The organism is Pseudoalteromonas sp. TB41 (genome assembly GCF_000497975.1).
Taxonomy (GTDB): Bacteria; Pseudomonadota; Gammaproteobacteria; order Enterobacterales; family Alteromonadaceae; genus Pseudoalteromonas; species Pseudoalteromonas tetraodonis.
On sequence record NZ_AUTH01000044.1, the window covers coordinates 1 to 18,030 of the forward strand.

Sequence of the window (18,030 nt, forward strand, 5' to 3'; positions counted from 1 at the left end):
TAACAATCATCTGTGTGGACACTACGAACAAATAAGTTCTAAATCGTATAAGGAGGTGATCCAGCCCCAGGTTCCCCTAGGGCTACCTTGTTACGACTTCACCCCAGTCATGAATCACTCCGTGGTAAACGTCCTCCCGAGGGTTAGACTATCTACTTCTGGAGCAACCCACTCCCATGGTGTGACGGGCGGTGTGTACAAGGCCCGGGAACGTATTCACCGCGTCATTCTGATACGCGATTACTAGCGATTCCGACTTCATGGAGTCGAGTTGCAGACTCCAATCCGGACTACGACGCACTTTAAGTGATTCGCTTACTCTCGCGAGTTCGCAGCACTCTGTATGCGCCATTGTAGCACGTGTGTAGCCCTACACGTAAGGGCCATGATGACTTGACGTCGTCCCCACCTTCCTCCGGTTTATCACCGGCAGTCTCCTTAGAGTTCTCAGCATTACCTGCTAGCAACTAAGGATAGGGGTTGCGCTCGTTGCGGGACTTAACCCAACATCTCACAACACGAGCTGACGACAGCCATGCAGCACCTGTATCAGAGCTCCCGAAGGCACCAAACCATCTCTGGTAAGTTCTCTGTATGTCAAGTGTAGGTAAGGTTCTTCGCGTTGCATCGAATTAAACCACATGCTCCACCGCTTGTGCGGGCCCCCGTCAATTCATTTGAGTTTTAACCTTGCGGCCGTACTCCCCAGGCGGTCTACTTAATGCGTTAGCTTTGAAAAACAGAACCGAGGTTCCGAGCTTCTAGTAGACATCGTTTACGGCGTGGACTACCAGGGTATCTAATCCTGTTTGCTCCCCACGCTTTCGTACATGAGCGTCAGTGTTGACCCAGGTGGCTGCCTTCGCCATCGGTATTCCTTCAGATCTCTACGCATTTCACCGCTACACCTGAAATTCTACCACCCTCTATCACACTCTAGTTTGCCAGTTCGAAATGCAGTTCCCAGGTTGAGCCCGGGGCTTTCACATCTCGCTTAACAAACCGCCTGCGTACGCTTTACGCCCAGTAATTCCGATTAACGCTCGCACCCTCCGTATTACCGCGGCTGCTGGCACGGAGTTAGCCGGTGCTTCTTCTGTCAGTAACGTCACAGCTAGCAGGTATTAACTACTAACCTTTCCTCCTGACTGAAAGTGCTTTACAACCCGAAGGCCTTCTTCACACACGCGGCATGGCTGCATCAGGCTTGCGCCCATTGTGCAATATTCCCCACTGCTGCCTCCCGTAGGAGTCTGGGCCGTGTCTCAGTCCCAGTGTGGCTGATCATCCTCTCAAACCAGCTAGGGATCGTCGCCTTGGTGAGCCATTACCTCACCAACTAGCTAATCCCACTTGGGCCAATCTAAAGGCGAGAGCCGAAGCCCCCTTTGGTCCGTAGACATTATGCGGTATTAGCAGTCGTTTCCAACTGTTGTCCCCCACCTCAAGGCATGTTCCCAAGCATTACTCACCCGTCCGCCGCTCGTCAGCAAAGTAGCAAGCTACTTTCTGTTACCGCTCGACTTGCATGTGTTAGGCCTGCCGCCAGCGTTCAATCTGAGCCATGATCAAACTCTTCAATTAAAAAAGTTTTATGTCTTTCGACAGCTCAATGAATTCTGAATTTATTTAATATCTTTCGATATTGAATTGACTGTGCTGCAATTCCTACCTAAGTAGTTATTGCTGTTGGTCACTCAGTTTCAATTGAGACTCTAAATTTGTTTGCCTCACTACCTAAGTAGCTTGGCTGTTAGAACTCAATCTGTACGAGTGCCCACACAGATGATTGCTTTATATTGTTAAAGAACGTTGCGACGTTGTCGCTAGGGATGCGTATAATACATCCTTTATTTTTCGAGTCAACACTTAATTTTAAACTTTCTTTCGATGATTTAAATTTAAGTTTTACTTAACTCTCTGAGTAGCTCATGCCTCGCTATGCGTTGGCGTTCCCCGTCTCAGTGGGGTCGCATTATAGGGAGATCCGAAAACAGATCAACCTTTTTTTTAGATCTTTTTACCGTTTGCTCAAGTTTCAAACAAACGAGGCTAAAATAGTAAAGAAACGCCTTACTATCGGTTGTTTTTTACACTCTTATTAACTATTTGCTATAAATTTCATTGCTATGTTCAATTAAGACGTTAAGATAGCAAGCTCACAATGTTAAATTAATGTTTATTTCCTGTTTATTGGTAGATCAAAAATGAAATTACCCGATCAAAAATCTTTTATCTTCGCAGTTATTCTTGCTGTTGTTGGTTTTGTTATCGTTAAGTTTGCGCTTGCAAGCCTAGCATTAGACCCTGCACTTCTATTCGGTGCCGGTTTATTAATTGGTGGACTTGTTATTGCTGCAATGTCATCAGTAAGTACAGAAGAAGCCGAAGTAAAAACAAAAACACTTTATGTTGGCAATCTTCCTTATCGTGCAAATGAAGGTGTAGTGCGTACTTTATTTGAAGAGCAAGGCAAAGTATTTAACGTTCGTTTGTTAAAAGATAAGAATACTGGCAAGCGTCGCGGTTTTGGCTTTGTTGAAATGGCACAAGCAGATGCTGATAATGCAATTGCTAAGCTAAACGATAGTGAGTTCCAACAACGTACTTTGAAAGTACGTGAAGCAAAACAAAAACAAGAAGATGATTCTAACTCTTATCGTTCAGAGTCGGATCAAACAGTGTAACTTGCTTAACCGCTAGTTTATCACTACATACATCAGCCGTTGCATAATAGTGCAGCGGCTTTTTTATGCCTGCTTGATTATCACTTAATTTGAGTAAAGAACTAACTCGCTTAGCAATGGCCGCACCAGAGTCTAATAACTGTACTTGCGTATTAAAGTAATCACTAATTGGTTTAGCTAAAATAGGAAAGTGAGTACAGCCTAATACCAGCACATCTATATCGTTATTAATATTTAATCGGTCTAACTCAGTGTGCAACTTATCAAGATCTAAGTGCTGGGTAAAAAAGAGAGTCTCTGCCAAAGTAACTAGTTCAACACTACTATATAAACTTGTGGTTATCGATGAGGCATGTTCTTTTATAAGTGCATCAGTATACGGGCTTGATACCGTTGCGGGAGTTGCCAATAAACCTATATGCTTTGATTGCGTTAATTGCGCTGCGGGTTTAATTGCAGGTACTACCCCAACAATAGGAATATCGGTAATTTGACGTACAGAACTTAACGCTGATGTTGAGGCGGTATTGCAGGCTATAACAATTAAGTCGACATTTAGTGACTCATCTTTAATAAATTGAATCAATCCACATAGGCGATGAATGATGGTTTGTTGCGACTGTGCACCATAGGGCAATAATGCATTATCCATAAAATAGCTATATTGAGCATGAGGAATGCTTTGCTGAATATGCTCAAGCACGGTGGTTCCACCTATACCTGAATCAAATACCATGATGTGCGCTGACAAACTACCATTCCTACTCTTTACTAAGAACGGCAGTTTGCCATGTGGCTTTTGTAAAAGAAAGTAGTTTTACTCAGTGCCTAGCTTTGCAGTAGCGGCGTTTAATTTATCTAAGTTTTCAAACATGGTGTTAGTGTAATCAACCAGTTTATCTATTTCTTGTTGATCTTGATTTAGCCATTGAATGATACCTGATAGCTGACTTTCTAATCCTAGGGTTTGCGCTTTAGAGTAAGCCGATTTTAGATCATCATTAAAAGGGGCAACAGTTTCGGCAATGGCTTTTTCTGATGTTGGCTTAATTTGTTCATACTCTTTAATGGCAGCAACGGTTTTGCTTTGACGTAAGTCCATTGAGAATGCCACCAGCTGTTCATTCCCTAAACTGAGTTCTTGGGCTTGTTCAAATGCTTTATCTAAATCGCCACTGAAAAAGGTTTTACTGACATCTTGTAACTCTGCCATTAAATCATTTATGGCTTGCTGCTCGTCTTCATTAAGCTCACCGTTTACTGACATCGAGAAAGAGAGCTCACGGGATTCAGAAAATTGCGTACTAAATGATTGTGAATCATCTGTTTTTTGATAGCGACTAGATGATTGCGATTGGTAAGCATCTGCAAAGCTAATACTCACCTCATCACCTTCTGCTGTGGTAAATGTATAATCAGCACTATTGCTTAAACTTACATATTGCGCCTGACTAACAGTTACGCTTGCAGGTTGTGGGTTAAATAAGTTTTGCTCAAATTTATCGAGGCCACTAAAGATACCCTCTTTAGACTTATCAATACCCTCTTCAAGTTCTTGATTAAATACGCCCATGCCTTTTAATTCATCCACAGCCTCATCAACACCCGTCTGCACTCCTTTACGTGCCTGATTTAGCATATCTTGTAGTTTGTCGTTATCGGCACCATTGGCTTTGGCTTTTTTTACCGAGCTTGTAACAAAGTCTAAAACATTTTTTACGACTTCATTAAAATCAAACAGTGGTTTGTCTTTTTTGGTTTCAGCGACCGGCAAACCTAGTTCTTTTGCCATTTTGTCACCTAATACGGCAGCAGCCAGTTCTTTTCCTCGTTGCTGATAACTAGTTGGTGGCGAGTCTATTTTAGGCTGTGGCATTGCTTGTTTAGTATTGTATTTATTAGCATTACTGTTTGGAACAAAACTAAAGTTACCTATTTTCATGAGAAGACTCCTATTTAGACTTACTCTTATATCGGCCAAGTAAGCCTATACTGTAGTAAAATGCTCAAAAAAAGCTCACTATATTTGATCAAAACTAGACAAATACGCTTCGCTCCCTACAATAGCGCCGATAAACAGATCTCAACGATAAGGTTATACCGTTAATGGCAGTTATAAATATAGATACCACGCAGTACGATGCACAATTAAATGAAAAAGAGCAGCGTATTACAGAGCAATTTCAACGTTTTGGTGTAAAACAGTTAGAAGTATTTAGCTCTGAGCCCATTAACTACCGCCAACGTGCAGAATTTAGAGTATGGCACGATGGTGACGATCTGTTTCATATTATGTTTGATCAACAAACAAAAGATAAAATACGTGTTGATACCTTTGACCCTGCAGCTCCTTTAGTAGGTGAAATTATGCAGGTGATGATTGATAATTTAAAAGACTGCGAAGTACTACGTCGTAAGCTATTTCAAATAGATTATTTATCAACCCTCAGTGGTGAAATTTTAGTGAGCTTGCTATATCACAAGCCACTTGATGAACACTGGTTAACTGAGATCAATGCCTTAAAGGAAAAGCTAAGTAGCCAGTACAAAATTGACTTTATTGGCCGTGCACGTAAGCAAAAAGAAAAATTGGGCGATGACTTTGTTACTGAGCGCTTAATGGTGAATGGCCAAGAGTTAATCTATCAACAGGTAGAAAATAGCTTTACTCAGCCTAATGCGAAGGTCAATATTAAAATGTTAGAGTGGGCACAAGAGTTATGTAAACCACTAAACAATGATTTACTAGAGCTGTATTGTGGTAATGGAAACTTTTCTATTGCACTTGCTGGTTTATTTAATAAAGTGCTGGCGACGGAAATATCAAAATCGTCGGTGCATTCAGCGCAATATAATATTGCTCAAAACCAAGTAACTAACTTAGATATTATTCGCATGTCGAGCGAAGAGTTTACTCAGGCAATGAAAGGCGAGCGTACTTTCTCTCGCTTAGATGGCATTGACTTGAGTAGTTACAACTGCCAAACCATCTTAGTCGACCCGCCTAGAGCAGGCATGGACACGCTTACGTGTGACTTAGTGGCTAATTATGAAAATATTATTTATATCTCATGTAACCCAGACACATTAGAGCGTGACCTTGAACACTTAACGCAAACCCATGAGGTTAAGCGCTTTGCAATATTTGATCAGTTCCCTTACACACACCATATTGAATCTGGTGTATTTTTACAACGTAAATAAAAAAAGCTCCTTAAGGAGCTTTTTTATTTAACCAAACTACTTATTTATTTGCTAAGTAATTAATGAGTGCGCTTACATCTTCTGGCGTTGAAATGCCTGACTCACCACCTAAGTTAAGCTTGTATTTACCATTAACGATAAACGTAGGAACGCCACGAAGTGCCCCTTTGCCTTTAAAGTAATCTTGGTCACGTTTCATTTTAGAGCTAAGTGTACGTACCGAGAAGCTTTCAAATAATTTATCAAACTTGTCGCCATCTACGCCTTGAGCTAAAAATACATCTTTTACATCTGCAAGCTCATTAAAACGAGCGCGCTTTGCATGGATATGATCAAACATCGCTGAAATAATTTTATCTTTTTGAGGTAGTACTTCAGCTGTAGCTAATGCTTGGCTGATCATGGTTTGATGTTCTGGGTCACGTACACCCACAAAATCTACATGGCTTTTCTTAAACTTTACGTTTTTATCTAGCTTAGGTTTGATCTCGGCCAGCAGTGGTTCCATGTTATTACATGCAGGACAGTAAAAAGAGAAAAACTCTTTTACTTCTGGTTTTCTGGTTGCACGATCAGAGACGACATCGTAATGCACGCCCTCTTCGTAAGTGGCAGCAAAACTGGTTGCAGCTAAAGGGAGTAATACAGCAAGTAACCCTGCTTTAACTAATTTGATCATTATTGTGGTGCTCCAAAAATTATAGTTTTAGTAAAAAGCTAATTAACTCATCAAGTTCTTGTTGGCTCTTGATTGTATTAATATTGATTTTGTATTTGTCATTTACGATAAATGTAGGCACGCCAGTTAATGCACCAAGTTCAGAATATTTATTCTGCTTATCTTGCATGGCACGTTCAGCTGCTATGATAGGCAAACTAGCGATGTCGGTATCAAATGTCGCGTTGTCAATTGCATTAAGCTCTAATAACTTTTTAACGTCTTTAATTTCAGTTAATGGCGCACGTTGTATATGAATGCTTTTAAAAATTTGCGCTGTTACCGCTTCAGCTTGACCGTGTTTCTTTGCGATTAAGTAAGCAAAGCTTAAATTACTTTGCGCTTGTGGTGAAACGCCTCCCAAAAAGTTGACATGATTTTTTACAAACTCAGCCCCTTCAGGTAAGTTTTCTGCAATCCCTTTGGCTACCGGCTCAAATTTAAAACAATGTGGGCAATAGAAAGAGAAAAACTCGGTTACATTCGGGGTTTTACTTTTTTCAACATCAATTACAGTGTATTGATTACCCGCTTCAAAGTTAGCAGCTAATGCTGCAAAAGGTAAACATAGGATCAGTAAACTTAGTTTTAATTTTTTAAGCATGAATATCTCGTTATACTTCTTTTTAAATAAAAATATTATGGCAATAATTTTAACGGGGCTTCTTGCAAAGCTGCAAACTGCTCTTTAAGCGCTAAAATTTGTTGCTCCCAGTATTTGTCATCTGCAAACCATGAAAAGTTCCGTACAAAAGCAGGATCACTCCAACGTTTTGCAACCCACCCCATGTAATGAATCATACGCATAGCGCGAAGCGGTTCGATCAGCTTAAGTTGTGAGTGATCAAAATCGCAAAACTCTTCATATGCATTCACTAAAGTGTCTAACTGTAACAGCTGTGTTTGTCGATCGCCACTGAGCATCATCCATAAATCTTGAATTGCAGGACCTTGACGGCTATCGTCTAAATCAACAAACATTAATGCATCTCCTGCCCATAGGATATTACCAGCATGGCAGTCACCATGTAAGCGAATGCCTTCTACATTTTTATATTGCTGTTGAGTTTGAGCAATGACTAAATCTAAAATAGTGTAAAAGGAAGTCTCTAATCCCATAGGGACTAACTTACTTTTTTGTAAATGAACTTTAGCTGTATCTAAATATTCATCACAGGTAACGGTGGGTCTTTGGGTAAAGGGTTTCGTTTTGGCTACTTGGTGCATGCGACCAATTAAACGCCCTAATACATCAAGCTGATCTAAGTTATCGACTTCAAATAAACGCCCGCCTACACTTGGGAATAAAGTAAATAAATACCCTTGGTGTTCAAATAAGCTTTGCCCATTATGCTTTATTGGCGCCACCACCGGTACTTCTGCGGCAGCCAGTTCAAAAGCAAAATCATGTTCCTCTTGAATTTGCGCTTTGCTCCAGCGCTCAGGCCGATAAAACTTAACAACGTAACGCTTTGCACCCTCGGCTACAAATTGATACACCCGATTTTCGTAGCTATTCAGCGCTAGCAACCCTGACTCAGCATAAATATCCACGCTTTCTATGGCATCCAAAATAAGATCTGGGGTTAAGTCAATAAAGCTAAATTTACTCATATACTTCTTATATAAAAGAAAAGCGGGAATATCCCGCTTTTTTGTTAATATCAGTGTTCGTCTTTTAATACAGACTCTTTATCGCGCTTTAAAAAAGTTGCTTGGCTGCGATATTTTATTATCGGGCTCGTTTATTGGCGACAACACAAAGTTAAACTCGGTCATTGGCGCTTTTAAATCATAAGGATCCATTACCAGTGATAGCGGTACATTATGCGATTCACCAGCGTTTACTGTAAAGGTAGTATCACCTAAGTATTTATAATTATCTAACCCTGTTACATCAATAGAGAATGTTTGCTCGTATTGTGCTTTGTTAATTACTTTTAAGGTATAGGTGTTTTCAACTAAACCATTAAAATCGACACGATACAACTGATTGCGGTCGCGAATAATATCAAAGTCCATGGTTTTACGCATGGCGATATTAGCAACCAGCGCACCGGTAAGTAAGATTAAAATAACACTGTAACCAATCAGCTTTGGACGCAGCGGATGGGTTTTATTCTCCGGTGTTTCTAAATTACGCTCGGTGGTGTAAGAGATAAGGCCTCGAGGGTAATTCATTTTATCCATTACGCCGTCACAGGCATCAATACAAGCGCCACAGTTTATGCACTCATATTGCAAACCATTACGAATATCAATCCCGGTTGGGCAAACCTGCACACACAAGTTACAGTCAATACAGTCACCTAAACCTAACTCTTTAGGGTCTTGTTTACGAGAACGTGGCCCTCGGTTTTCACCACGAGTTTCATCATAGCTTACAGTAAAGGTGTCTTTATCAAACATTGCTGACTGAAAACGTGAATACGGGCATATATGTAAACACATAATTTCTCGCATCCACCCAGCGTTACCATAAGTACAAATAGTAAATACAATGATACTAACTAAGGCATAACCGCCTACATTAAAGGTAACAAATTCAGGCAGTAGTTCGCGAATAGGCGTGAAGTAACCAACAAACGTTAACGCAGTATATAAAGAAAATAATACCCAACTAGTGTGCTTAGCCGTTTTACGCCAGAACTTGTCAAAATCCATCGGCCGTTGATCTAACTTTTTACGTTGGTTAGCGCTGCCCTCAAACTTTTCTTCAAACCAAATAAAAATGAAGGTCCATACTGTTTGCGGACATGTATAGCCACACCACACTCGACCATAAAAAGTGGTAACCAGAAATAAGGCAAACGCTGCTAGCATAAATATAAATGCAAGAATGGTGAAATCTTGTGGCCACAGGGTTAAGCCAAAAATATTAAATTTTTGCTCCATTAGCTCAAATAAAACAGCTTGTTGACCGTTAAAGTTGATCCATGGCAATAACATAAACGCCAGCATGCCTAAAAAGCCAATACGTTGTCTTAGTAATTGATGGAGCCCTGAAACAGCGCGCACATAAATACGGTTGCGTGGGTTAAATCTATCTTCTTGACGGCTCAGATCGGGTTTTTGGATCTTAACCTCTGTTGGTATGTTTTTTACTTTAATTTGCTTATCCATTGAAGTTCCTCAACGCCGCTAGGAAATAAAAATTCAGCAATCTTTTTGTACTTTTCGCCTAAGTGTAGCAACTTACATGCTAAACATAATACGCTTTAGGTCGCACTTGTATACTTTCAGATATTTCAGAAATATCTAATTACTCCCCTTATTATACGCATATTGGCTAAAATTACTGACTAGATTGCTAATAATTTATTCAACTTGTGACTTGCTTTTAAGATGTATTTTATTACACTTGCCGGCTACTAACGTGTTGTTTGGATCAAGGTTTGTGTATTTATGAAGAAATTTTTTATACTAGTGGTTGTGATCCTAGCATTTTTTACCATTGATCACCCCTTGGTAAAAGAGCCTCGTGAGCGCTTACTCGGTGATGGTATAGGCTTGTTAAGCAGCACAACTAAAGTCGATCGTTTTCCTGTCGCAACCATGACAAGAAACAAAATCAATAAACAGTTAGCACTTTCAAGATCCGAAGAAGACTATATTGATAAAACCTTTACCAATGATGAGTCAGTAAAGTTGTTTGAACTACGCTATTGTCGTCAAGGCGATCTAAACCTCTACTTTTATTCAGAACGTTTAACAACGGTATGTCGCATTATCAAAGAGTCATTAGCGCAAGCGAGAGTGAAATAATGGATTTTTCTGGATTAAATAAAAAAGCAAGTAACTCATTTCACAAGCACCGCACTATGCTTAAGCAGTTGGCACAAGGTAAAACACTTAAATGTGAGCATTGCCAGGGTGTATTAACGTTAAATTTAGCCACCAGCGAACCTGGTAAGGGAGTAATACAGTGCAAACAAGGTTGCACTGATATTGAATTAGAGATTGGCGCTTAAGGCTTTACCTACTTATTCATCCCACCCTTCATCGGTATACAAACCACTATTAAGCGCGACAATTTCTATAAGTTCAGCAAAACCTAACGCAAAGTCGCCCATTAATTCATACTGCTGCGCACACAAATGTAATTCATCGATATTATTTTGCTGTGCAATCTGTGCAATCGTTGGTTTATCTAATGCAAAAAAGCTAAGAGTCGCCTGTGCACTTTCAAGCGCTTGCTTGTATTGAATATCTAGTTGCTCACTCTGGAGTAACTTATGAGTATACGTTTGGCTTGCAGTTAAAAAACCTGCAGACCACTGCTGACAAAACTCAAGGTCAAACTCAGCGGGTAACTTATAACCAAGTTCAAATACTTGTTCACTTACTTGGTGATGTAATGCCATAAACAAAAACAACATGTCTTCATCAAGGTCATTCGCGGTATTAGGTAGAATTTGCTCTAACCATTGATGTACTTCTAATGGCTCAGGTGAACAAATAGTGCCAAATAAATAACCTTGGCTTTGAATAAGGCTCATAGCGCCAGGCTGGGTAGTTAAAAACTCGCTGAGCAGTTTGGCGTGCTGCTCAGTAAACTGAGGTATTTGCATTAAAACTCTTTTTTATAAAATATTAAAATTTAAGTGGATACCGACCTTGGTTATCTGGTCTACCTAAAAACTTCACCGCGTCATGAACTTCTTTCGGTAAAGTGAGATCAGGTTTAACATATCCCGCTACTTTAAAATCAAAATTGGCTTTTAGTGTAGCATCAGCCTCTAACCCTAATCTATTATTTGGCTCGATAAGTATGGCTACATCGCCCGACTTACAACTTAACTTACCGCTTAAATCGCCTATATTAAACCAGCCAGTTAGCCCTTGCACATCAATATCAGGGCTGGCTATTTCACCTTGTAATGATTGGCAATAAGGAGCGCCTGAAACGTACTCATCGAGCTCTAAAATAACGCGTCCTTTAGCAGTAACCGGTAACGGTAAATCAATGCGCTGCATAGCACGCTCAACCGTTGATCGGACTACTGTGTCGGTTATTTTAAGTTCGTCATTTGTGAGAGAATAGCTAATATCTGCATACCCAGAAATGTCATCACGTTCGCGAGGATTACCAAAACGTAAGTTAGTATTTACTTGAGCTTTAAAGATTGACCAGCCTGATATATCCCAACGTACATTGTTCAACTGTTCACCTTGAAAGCGAAGCTGCATTATTTGACCTTGCCATAGCGTACCAAAAGTTTGCCCTACCTCTAACTGCGCAGGTAAGTAAGGTTTAGCAAAATTTAAAGCCACTGCAGCGGGCAATTTAATAACGCTAAAAACAAGAAAGCTAATTACAAAAACGATGGATAAAATTATTATTTTTTTCATTAACTACTTCTCTAATACTAAACGGCTAACGCGTACATAACCGGATTTATCATCTTGGCTTAAATCTAAATTTTCTACGCTTAAACCATGCTGATTAACCAGCTCGTCAATCCATTGGATTAATTGATTAAACTCCACTGAGTCGAGTGTTAAACGAAGTGAATTATCATTTGGCTGCATTTTACTAATATTAATGCTGTAACGACCGCGCGTATTATTCACTATTTGGCTGAGGTTTTGATTGCTCACCGCTTGCGCTTTACCTGCTGCTTTAAGTTTAACGATACTGTCGTCTACCCATGCTAGCAATTCTTGTTGTTTTATTTGTGATTGTTGCGCATTTTCTATTGCCGTATTTAAGGGTCTAAATATACCCATTACCAAAACAAAAATAATAAATACACCACCCGCAACCATTATTAACTGCTGCTCTTGTTCTTTTAATGAACCCCAATATTTCATGAACTGCTGTTTCATTGTGCACCTCGCAGTCTAATTTCGCCGACGATATAATCACCATCATTATTTAACGACCCCTGCTCAACAGTCACACCTTGCTGCTCAAGAATGGCTTTAACCTTACCAAAGGTTTGAAAGTCTTTTGCACGAGCACGAATACGTAATTCATTACGGCGCTTATCAAAACGTAAGGTTTGCGGTGTAAATTCGCTCACTTGTGAAAATACACTCACCAGCTTGCTGGTTAAATCTAAAAAGCCAGCATCGCTCGTACCTTGCACTTTATCCAGTGCTCCCTGTATTTGATTTTTAATTAAGTGAGGGCGCACCCGCGTGCCTGGAAAGGCTTTTTGAAATCGCTCTACTACTTGTGATTTAGCTACCTCAAGCTGCGAATTAAGCTGATGTAATTCAACCGCTTTAATAGCCACACTCGATAGCAAAGCAATAACACTAATTATGGTGGCACTTTTCCAGTAACCCCACCATAAAGCCGTTTTCTTTTTAATCGTGTAAGGCCCTTGACGCAAATTAAATTTAAGCTGATCTAACTGCTTAGCAAATAATGCTAACGGCAGCTCATAATCACTGGTTTGCGGATGCAAGGTAAGCGTTTCAGGAAATTGCTCTGCAGGGCTGTAATGTTTTATATCAGGGTTACCTAAAGCCGTTAGATATTCCTTTAACCAGCTGCTTTCAACCGCACCGATATGCCAGTCACCTTTTTTAAATAGCCATTGCTTGTTGAGCTCAATTGCCGCTACACAAGGCTCTTCTGCACTGGGCAATAACAAGCCATCCGGCACTATTTTATGAGCAGTGAGCTGGTGTTGCTCAAACACCTCTAACCAGTGCTCAAACCAATCGCGATTCATTAGCGCAACCCTAATTGCATGCTGCGCTTCAACCATTGTCGGCTCCCCTAGCGCTATATAGATATCGTCTATATCACAGGCAATATCCTCTTCGAGCATATAAGGCAGTGCTTGCTCTAGCTTACGGTTCCATTTAGTTGGCAGTATCACCGTTTTTAATTGCACTTGGTCACATGGTAAAAGTACCACGAGCTCTCGGGTTGATGCTTTTTCAGTTAGTTCACTTAACTGGCTGGCATTTTGTAACTCGCCACTGGCTATTATTTCTTGTTCTTGTGGTGAGTATATTAACCAGTTAAGCAAGTCTTGTTCGGTTTGACCCGTGCGGATCAACAGTATCTCTGTCACTGTACGCCTCCAAATTTTCGCGCCAGTATCGTTACCTCGCCATTGCTGGCATACAGTAATGTGGTCATCGAAAAACGCAAATCAACAAATTTTGCCTGCGTTTGTAATTTAAAATATTCACTTTTTAAACTAAAAAGCTTTTCTACTGCTTTGATATTTTTGCCGCCTTGTTGTTTAACAGACTCAAAAAACTCTTCAATATTATCAAAGCCATTTTCAGGTCGCGCTGCAATTACCGCTTGAGCACCCGAAACACTCAGTTCGTCTATTAGGCCACTGAGCAATAAAGCTTGCTCTTCAGTGACTGTATTAACATTAATTGAAAGTAACGTACTACCTGGGATCACACAGACAAAAGGCAGCACTTTTTCCATAACCAAAGGATTAAACCCTTTAATTAAACGCAGTTCAGACACCGATGCAAATAAGCTATTAGCCGTCATATATGGAAACTGACGAGATAAATACTCCCCCTCTTCGGCACCAGAGCGATAGGTTATACTGTTCTCATCAAGCCAATCAAACACACTGTCGGCCATCCCTTCTTCTGATTCATCACTGGGTAAATCATCTATATTTTCTAAAATAGCAAACAACGCTTTATGTGCTGGGTTAGTTTTATTACCGCTATTTGGGTCTGGCTCAACCCCAAGCGCGTTTAAATTTAAACACGCTTGTAAATCAGTCAACTGGCCGCTTAAAGTGCCGTTCTCAACAGGGTACTTTACATCGCCTTGCTTTGCCCAGGGCTGCGCTAATGTGGTTTTTTCAGGATCGTCTTTTTTACTTTGAATTAAACCTTTAATTGCTAGCTCTTCAGCACCATAGGCATACCATTTCGCTTGTTGCTGACTTTGTAAATTGGTACTTCTTTGTACTTGCACCATTAAATTAGCACTCATTTCAACGGCTAAAATAGCTGCAAGCGCTACAATAAATAACACAATAACCAAAGCCGCGCCGCGCGAAGATTGTTGGTTCATCAAGGCGTACCCCGGCCATTAGGTTGCGACGGGTTAGTCCCCTCAGTTACTGGTTTAGGTAGCTCTTTACCGAGTCCTGGCACTAAAAACACACGCCTGATAGGCTCCGCATCCATTTGCTTTATAGTTACCGCAACGGCTTTAGGTAATGCCTTAATTTGCCAGTCTTCTTGCCACTTACCGCTACCATCTAAAAACTCAAATTTAAGCTCTTCGACTGCGGCTAAAATAACTTGGCTACGAGGCTCCATATTATCGAGTTGATCGACATAAATGCGATATACGCGTTCTAACTTGTCATCAATGACGCGATAACCAACAGCTTGTAACTCTGAGCGAGGGAGTAAGTTAATGGGATTCATCCAACCATCACGTACAAAGGCAATACCATCAAGCTGGCTTTCTAAAATGTAGCGTCCAGCAAGTAAGTATCCCTCTTGAAAATCTCCAGCTTCATTACGCACTTGGCGTTTAGTCATTTGGCTAAAGTCTTGATCCATTAGCCTGAAGGCTGTTTGTAACCCATTTAGTTCAGCAATTTTTTCATCTGATGCTTGTTTAGCTCGCGTTGTGGTATCAAGTATTTGGTGGGTGGCCATAATCACAAACGCCAACACACCTAGTGCCACCATCACTTCTAATAATGTAAAACCGCGCTGCTTCACTTAAAGCTTACCTTTATTTAAGTAAGTGCTTAACTCATAAATTGAATTTTCGTACTTATCATCCGTAAACACATTAATAGTGACTTTTACAAAGCTCTTGTCGGCAGTGGGCACAACATCTTGGCGCCAAAACCATTCAATACCCGCCATCATCTCACTGCCGCGGGTACCATTTTTACCTTGCCATTTTTCGCCTTTCGTTCGTTGTGCTACCAATACATTCTCAGCGACCCATGAGCCATACGTTTGTTCTTCAATACTTGATAAGTGATGAATATGCTCACCGGTTGCTTGCATTGCCGCAATACCCGCCATGGCACAAATACTCAGTGCAACTAAGACTTCTAATAATGTAAACCCGTGGTATTTTTTCATTATTGGGGCTCTCGACGAAAATCGACTGGGGCTGCAAATTTACCTTCAATAAAGTACACCGGCTCTGGCTGATCTTTTAATTCAAGCATGAGCTGAAACGCACTTACATCGGCAGAGGATAAAATAAGTACTTGCGGTACTTTTAACTTTTTAAGCTCTAATAAACTGTCTTCATTATTACCACTCATTAGCTCACGCCAATTTGACTGCTCTAGTAAGTTATCTTGTGCCCAAGGTAGGTCTTCAAGATTAAGTGTTAATTTAAATTGAGGTTCGATCTCAATTGGCTTAAATAAAGCTTCACGATCAAAGCTAATCCATTTTTCGCCATCAAAAACTAAAAATTCAAGCGTATTTTGCTCAACTAAAAGGCCTAATTCTATTTGATTAAGCACCGCAAATTCCGATGCGGCATTAATGGTGGTATGCAGCCTATTTGCTTGCTTGTCTAACGCTTCTTCAGCGCCGCCATCTAAGCTGTATACCACCATTTTGGTGGCAAAGGCGATGATCACCAATACCACTAAAATTTCTATTAAACTAAAACCATAATGCTTTGCACTCAGGTGCTTAGGGCTTACCTGCATGGCAAGCCCCAATGTATTATGTTTAAGTGCATGGTAAAGTTATTGGTCATTACTGCTTATCTTCATCCCAATTACCAATGTCATCTTCGGTGGCTGGTTCGCCATCTGGACCCATCGAAAAGATATCAAATTTACCTATTTCTCCAGGGCTGATTAATTGGTAATTATTACCCCATGGATCTTCTGGTAACTTGCTAATAAAACCACCATCAGGAAAACGCTTTGGAATGGGCTCAATACTGGTTTTTGTTACTAAAGCCTCTAAACCTTGCTCTGTACTTGGGTAGCTTTTATTTTTAAGCTTGTACAAACTCATAGCATCTTCTAACTGCTGAATATCTAAATGCGCTTTATCAATAGCCGCTTCTTCTTGCTGGCCCATAATATTAGGTGCCACAATCGACATGATCATCCCGATGATAACCAGTACCACCATGACTTCTAATAAAGAAAAACCTGATTGTTTATTCACGTTATTACCTCGTTATTCTAAAAACACTAAGCAAAAATGATTTGTTTAAATCATTAATATAAAAAATACTTAAAGACCTACGGCCTTGTTCATTGCCATAATTGGCTGCAAAATTGCCATTACTATGAAAAGCACAATCACTGCCATAGAGGCAATCATTGCCGGTTCCAATAATTTTAATGACACATTAACCATACTTTCAAACTCGCGATCTTGATTGTTAGCAGCACGCTCTAACATTTGCTCAAGTTCACCGGACTTTTCACCACTGGCTATCATATGTAGCATCATTGGTGGAAACAACTTAGTTTGCTGTAGTGAAGCACGAAGACTCGCCCCTTCACTGACTCTTTCTGCGGCATCAGCCACTGCTTGCTTTATTTTTTCGTTAACCAACACCCCGCCTGAAATACGCATTCCTTCAAGTAGCGGCACTGAGCTTGACGATAAAATACTTAATGTACGGGCAAAGCGCGCCGTGTTAATCCCTCTGGCAACCTTACCTATGCCTGGCATATTTAATACTTTTGCATCCCACCAAAACCGTACTTTAGGTTTTTTAAGTGCGTATTTAATTCCAATAGCAATCGCCGTGATCGCTAATAAACTAACAAACCAATAATTTTGTACAAAATGACTACCCGCCATGACCCATTCGGTTGTCCAAGGTAATACTTGTTTGGTTTTTTCAAACGTTTTTAGTATTTTAGGCACCACAGTACCTAATAATACTGAAACAATACCAATAGCGAACACGACCAAAATAATGGGATACACCATCGCTTGCGTAATTTGGCTACGCATATGTTGGCGTTGCTCGGTGTAATCAGCCAATCTGTTAAGTACTTGATCTAAGTGACCTGACTTTTCACCTGCGGCCACCATTGCACGGTATAAATCGTCAAATACATGCGGAAATTCACTCATCCCATCAGCAAGCGTATACCCTTCCACCACTTTAGAGCGCACAGACATTAACATACGTTTTAGCCGTGGTTTTTCACACTGCTCAGCAACCGCCATCACGGCACCCTCAACGGGTAAGGCTGACTGAATTAGGGTCGCAAGTTGACGTGTAATCAAAGCAAGATCTGACGTTGATATTGTCGGCTTAAATAAAGAGCCTAATAATGGCGCTTTTTGACCTCGAACTTGTTTATCATCTTGAGCAGCTGGCACGACCTCGAGGGGGGTTAGCTTTTGATCGCGTAAAAGTTGGCGAACTTGCTTTGCTGTATCCGCTTCTAAAATTCCTTTTTTTTCTTTTCCCCGGCCATCTAATGCACGGTATTCAAACGCCGCCAT

20 protein-coding genes and 1 rRNA gene are annotated in these 18,030 nt (G+C 40.5%); 4 read left to right on the forward strand and 17 right to left on the reverse strand.

The window, feature by feature from the left end; translation table 11 throughout:
- Window positions 1–48 precede the first annotated feature (48 nt).
- Window positions 49–1,584, reverse strand: a 16S ribosomal RNA gene (locus tag L641_RS22255).
- Between the two features lie 623 nt (window positions 1,585–2,207).
- On the opposite strand from L641_RS22255, the gene L641_RS0106775 reads away from it, so the two are divergent.
- The gene (locus L641_RS0106775; protein ID WP_013464268.1) at window positions 2,208–2,687 is read left to right on the forward strand and encodes an RNA-binding protein; all 480 of its coding nucleotides are present in this window, start codon (window positions 2,208–2,210) and stop codon (window positions 2,685–2,687) included.
- Here the strand turns inward: L641_RS0106775 and murI are convergent.
- Together murI and L641_RS0106785 are read right to left on the reverse strand one after the other, a co-directional pair.
- On the reverse strand, window positions 2,650–3,438 hold the full coding sequence (gene murI / locus L641_RS0106780) for a glutamate racemase (protein WP_024601504.1): 789 nt from the start codon (window positions 3,436–3,438) through the stop codon (window positions 2,650–2,652). The genes L641_RS0106775 and murI overlap by 38 nt on opposite strands.
- Window positions 3,439–3,504: 66 nt before the next feature.
- Entirely contained in the window at window positions 3,505–4,629 is a 1,125-nt protein-coding gene (locus L641_RS0106785; RefSeq protein WP_024601505.1) for a DUF5610 domain-containing protein, read from the reverse strand.
- Window positions 4,630–4,793: 164 nt separating this feature from the next.
- On the opposite strand from L641_RS0106785, the gene trmA reads away from it, so the two are divergent.
- Entirely contained in the window at window positions 4,794–5,891 is a 1,098-nt protein-coding gene (gene trmA / locus L641_RS0106790; protein WP_024601506.1) for a tRNA (uridine(54)-C5)-methyltransferase TrmA, read from the forward strand.
- 40 nt (window positions 5,892–5,931) lie between these two features.
- Here trmA and L641_RS0106795 read toward each other — a convergent pair whose 3' ends face one another.
- The 4 genes from L641_RS0106795 to ccoG form a co-directional block, all read right to left on the reverse strand.
- Entirely contained in the window at window positions 5,932–6,570 is a 639-nt protein-coding gene (locus L641_RS0106795) for a thiol:disulfide interchange protein DsbA/DsbL (RefSeq protein WP_024601507.1), read from the reverse strand.
- A 19-nt stretch (window positions 6,571–6,589) separates the two neighbouring features.
- The gene (locus tag L641_RS0106800; protein ID WP_024601508.1) at window positions 6,590–7,213 is read right to left on the reverse strand and encodes a thiol:disulfide interchange protein DsbA/DsbL; all 624 of its coding nucleotides are present in this window, start codon (window positions 7,211–7,213) and stop codon (window positions 6,590–6,592) included.
- A 35-nt stretch (window positions 7,214–7,248) separates the two neighbouring features.
- On the reverse strand, window positions 7,249–8,223 hold the full coding sequence (locus tag L641_RS0106805; RefSeq protein WP_013464263.1) for a serine/threonine protein kinase: 975 nt from the start codon (window positions 8,221–8,223) through the stop codon (window positions 7,249–7,251).
- Between the two features lie 78 nt (window positions 8,224–8,301).
- Window positions 8,302–9,732 (reverse strand): cytochrome c oxidase accessory protein CcoG, encoded by a 1,431-nt coding sequence (gene ccoG / locus L641_RS0106810; RefSeq protein ID WP_013464262.1) that lies wholly within the window; start codon window positions 9,730–9,732, stop codon window positions 8,302–8,304.
- Window positions 9,733–10,014: 282 nt separating this feature from the next.
- Between ccoG and L641_RS0106815 the strand changes: the two genes are divergently transcribed.
- Window positions 10,015–10,374 carry a hypothetical protein gene (locus tag L641_RS0106815; RefSeq protein ID WP_013464261.1) on the forward strand — a complete coding sequence of 120 codons (360 nt, stop codon included), beginning with the start codon at window positions 10,015–10,017 and terminating at the stop codon, window positions 10,372–10,374.
- Window positions 10,374–10,580 (forward strand): hypothetical protein, encoded by a 207-nt coding sequence (locus tag L641_RS0106820; protein ID WP_013464260.1) that lies wholly within the window; start codon window positions 10,374–10,376, stop codon window positions 10,578–10,580. Before L641_RS0106815 ends, L641_RS0106820 begins: the two co-directional genes overlap by 1 nt.
- 12 nt (window positions 10,581–10,592) lie before the next feature.
- Here the strand turns inward: L641_RS0106820 and L641_RS0106825 are convergent, their stop codons facing one another.
- The 10 genes from L641_RS0106825 to gspF all read right to left on the reverse strand — a co-directional run bounded on the left by L641_RS0106825 (window position 10,593) and on the right by gspF (window position 18,030).
- A complete protein-coding gene (locus tag L641_RS0106825) occupies window positions 10,593–11,180 on the reverse strand; it encodes a UPF0149 family protein (RefSeq protein ID WP_024601509.1) in 588 nt (195 codons plus the stop codon).
- Between the two features lie 22 nt (window positions 11,181–11,202).
- Window positions 11,203–11,961, reverse strand: coding sequence for a type II secretion system protein N (locus tag L641_RS0106830; protein WP_024601510.1), 759 nt, complete (start codon window positions 11,959–11,961; stop codon window positions 11,203–11,205).
- A gap of 3 nt (window positions 11,962–11,964) precedes the next feature.
- Complete coding sequence (locus L641_RS0106835; protein WP_013464257.1) at window positions 11,965–12,438, reverse strand: type II secretion system protein M; 474 nt, start codon at window positions 12,436–12,438, stop codon at window positions 11,965–11,967.
- The gene (gspL, locus tag L641_RS0106840; RefSeq protein ID WP_013464256.1) at window positions 12,435–13,643 is read right to left on the reverse strand and encodes a type II secretion system protein GspL; all 1,209 of its coding nucleotides are present in this window, start codon (window positions 13,641–13,643) and stop codon (window positions 12,435–12,437) included. The genes L641_RS0106835 and gspL overlap by 4 nt, the downstream gene beginning before the upstream one ends.
- Window positions 13,640–14,626 carry a type II secretion system minor pseudopilin GspK gene (gene gspK, locus L641_RS0106845; RefSeq protein ID WP_013464255.1) on the reverse strand — a complete coding sequence of 329 codons (987 nt, stop codon included), beginning with the start codon at window positions 14,624–14,626 and terminating at the stop codon, window positions 13,640–13,642. Before gspK ends, gspL begins: the two co-directional genes overlap by 4 nt.
- Window positions 14,626–15,291, reverse strand: coding sequence for a type II secretion system minor pseudopilin GspJ (gene gspJ, locus L641_RS0106850; RefSeq protein ID WP_013464254.1), 666 nt, complete (start codon window positions 15,289–15,291; stop codon window positions 14,626–14,628). Before gspJ ends, gspK begins: the two co-directional genes overlap by 1 nt.
- Entirely contained in the window at window positions 15,292–15,666 is a 375-nt protein-coding gene (gene gspI / locus L641_RS0106855) for a type II secretion system minor pseudopilin GspI (protein ID WP_024601511.1), read from the reverse strand.
- Window positions 15,666–16,253: a prepilin-type N-terminal cleavage/methylation domain-containing protein gene (locus tag L641_RS0106860; RefSeq protein ID WP_013464252.1), complete on the reverse strand. Its 588-nt coding sequence runs from the start codon at window positions 16,251–16,253 to the stop codon at window positions 15,666–15,668. Before L641_RS0106860 ends, gspI begins: the two co-directional genes overlap by 1 nt.
- Before the next feature lie 49 nt (window positions 16,254–16,302).
- The gene (gene gspG / locus L641_RS0106865; RefSeq protein ID WP_016900325.1) at window positions 16,303–16,725 is read right to left on the reverse strand and encodes a type II secretion system major pseudopilin GspG; all 423 of its coding nucleotides are present in this window, start codon (window positions 16,723–16,725) and stop codon (window positions 16,303–16,305) included.
- A gap of 69 nt (window positions 16,726–16,794) precedes the next feature.
- A complete protein-coding gene (gspF, locus tag L641_RS0106870) occupies window positions 16,795–18,030 on the reverse strand; it encodes a type II secretion system inner membrane protein GspF (protein ID WP_024601512.1) in 1,236 nt (411 codons plus the stop codon).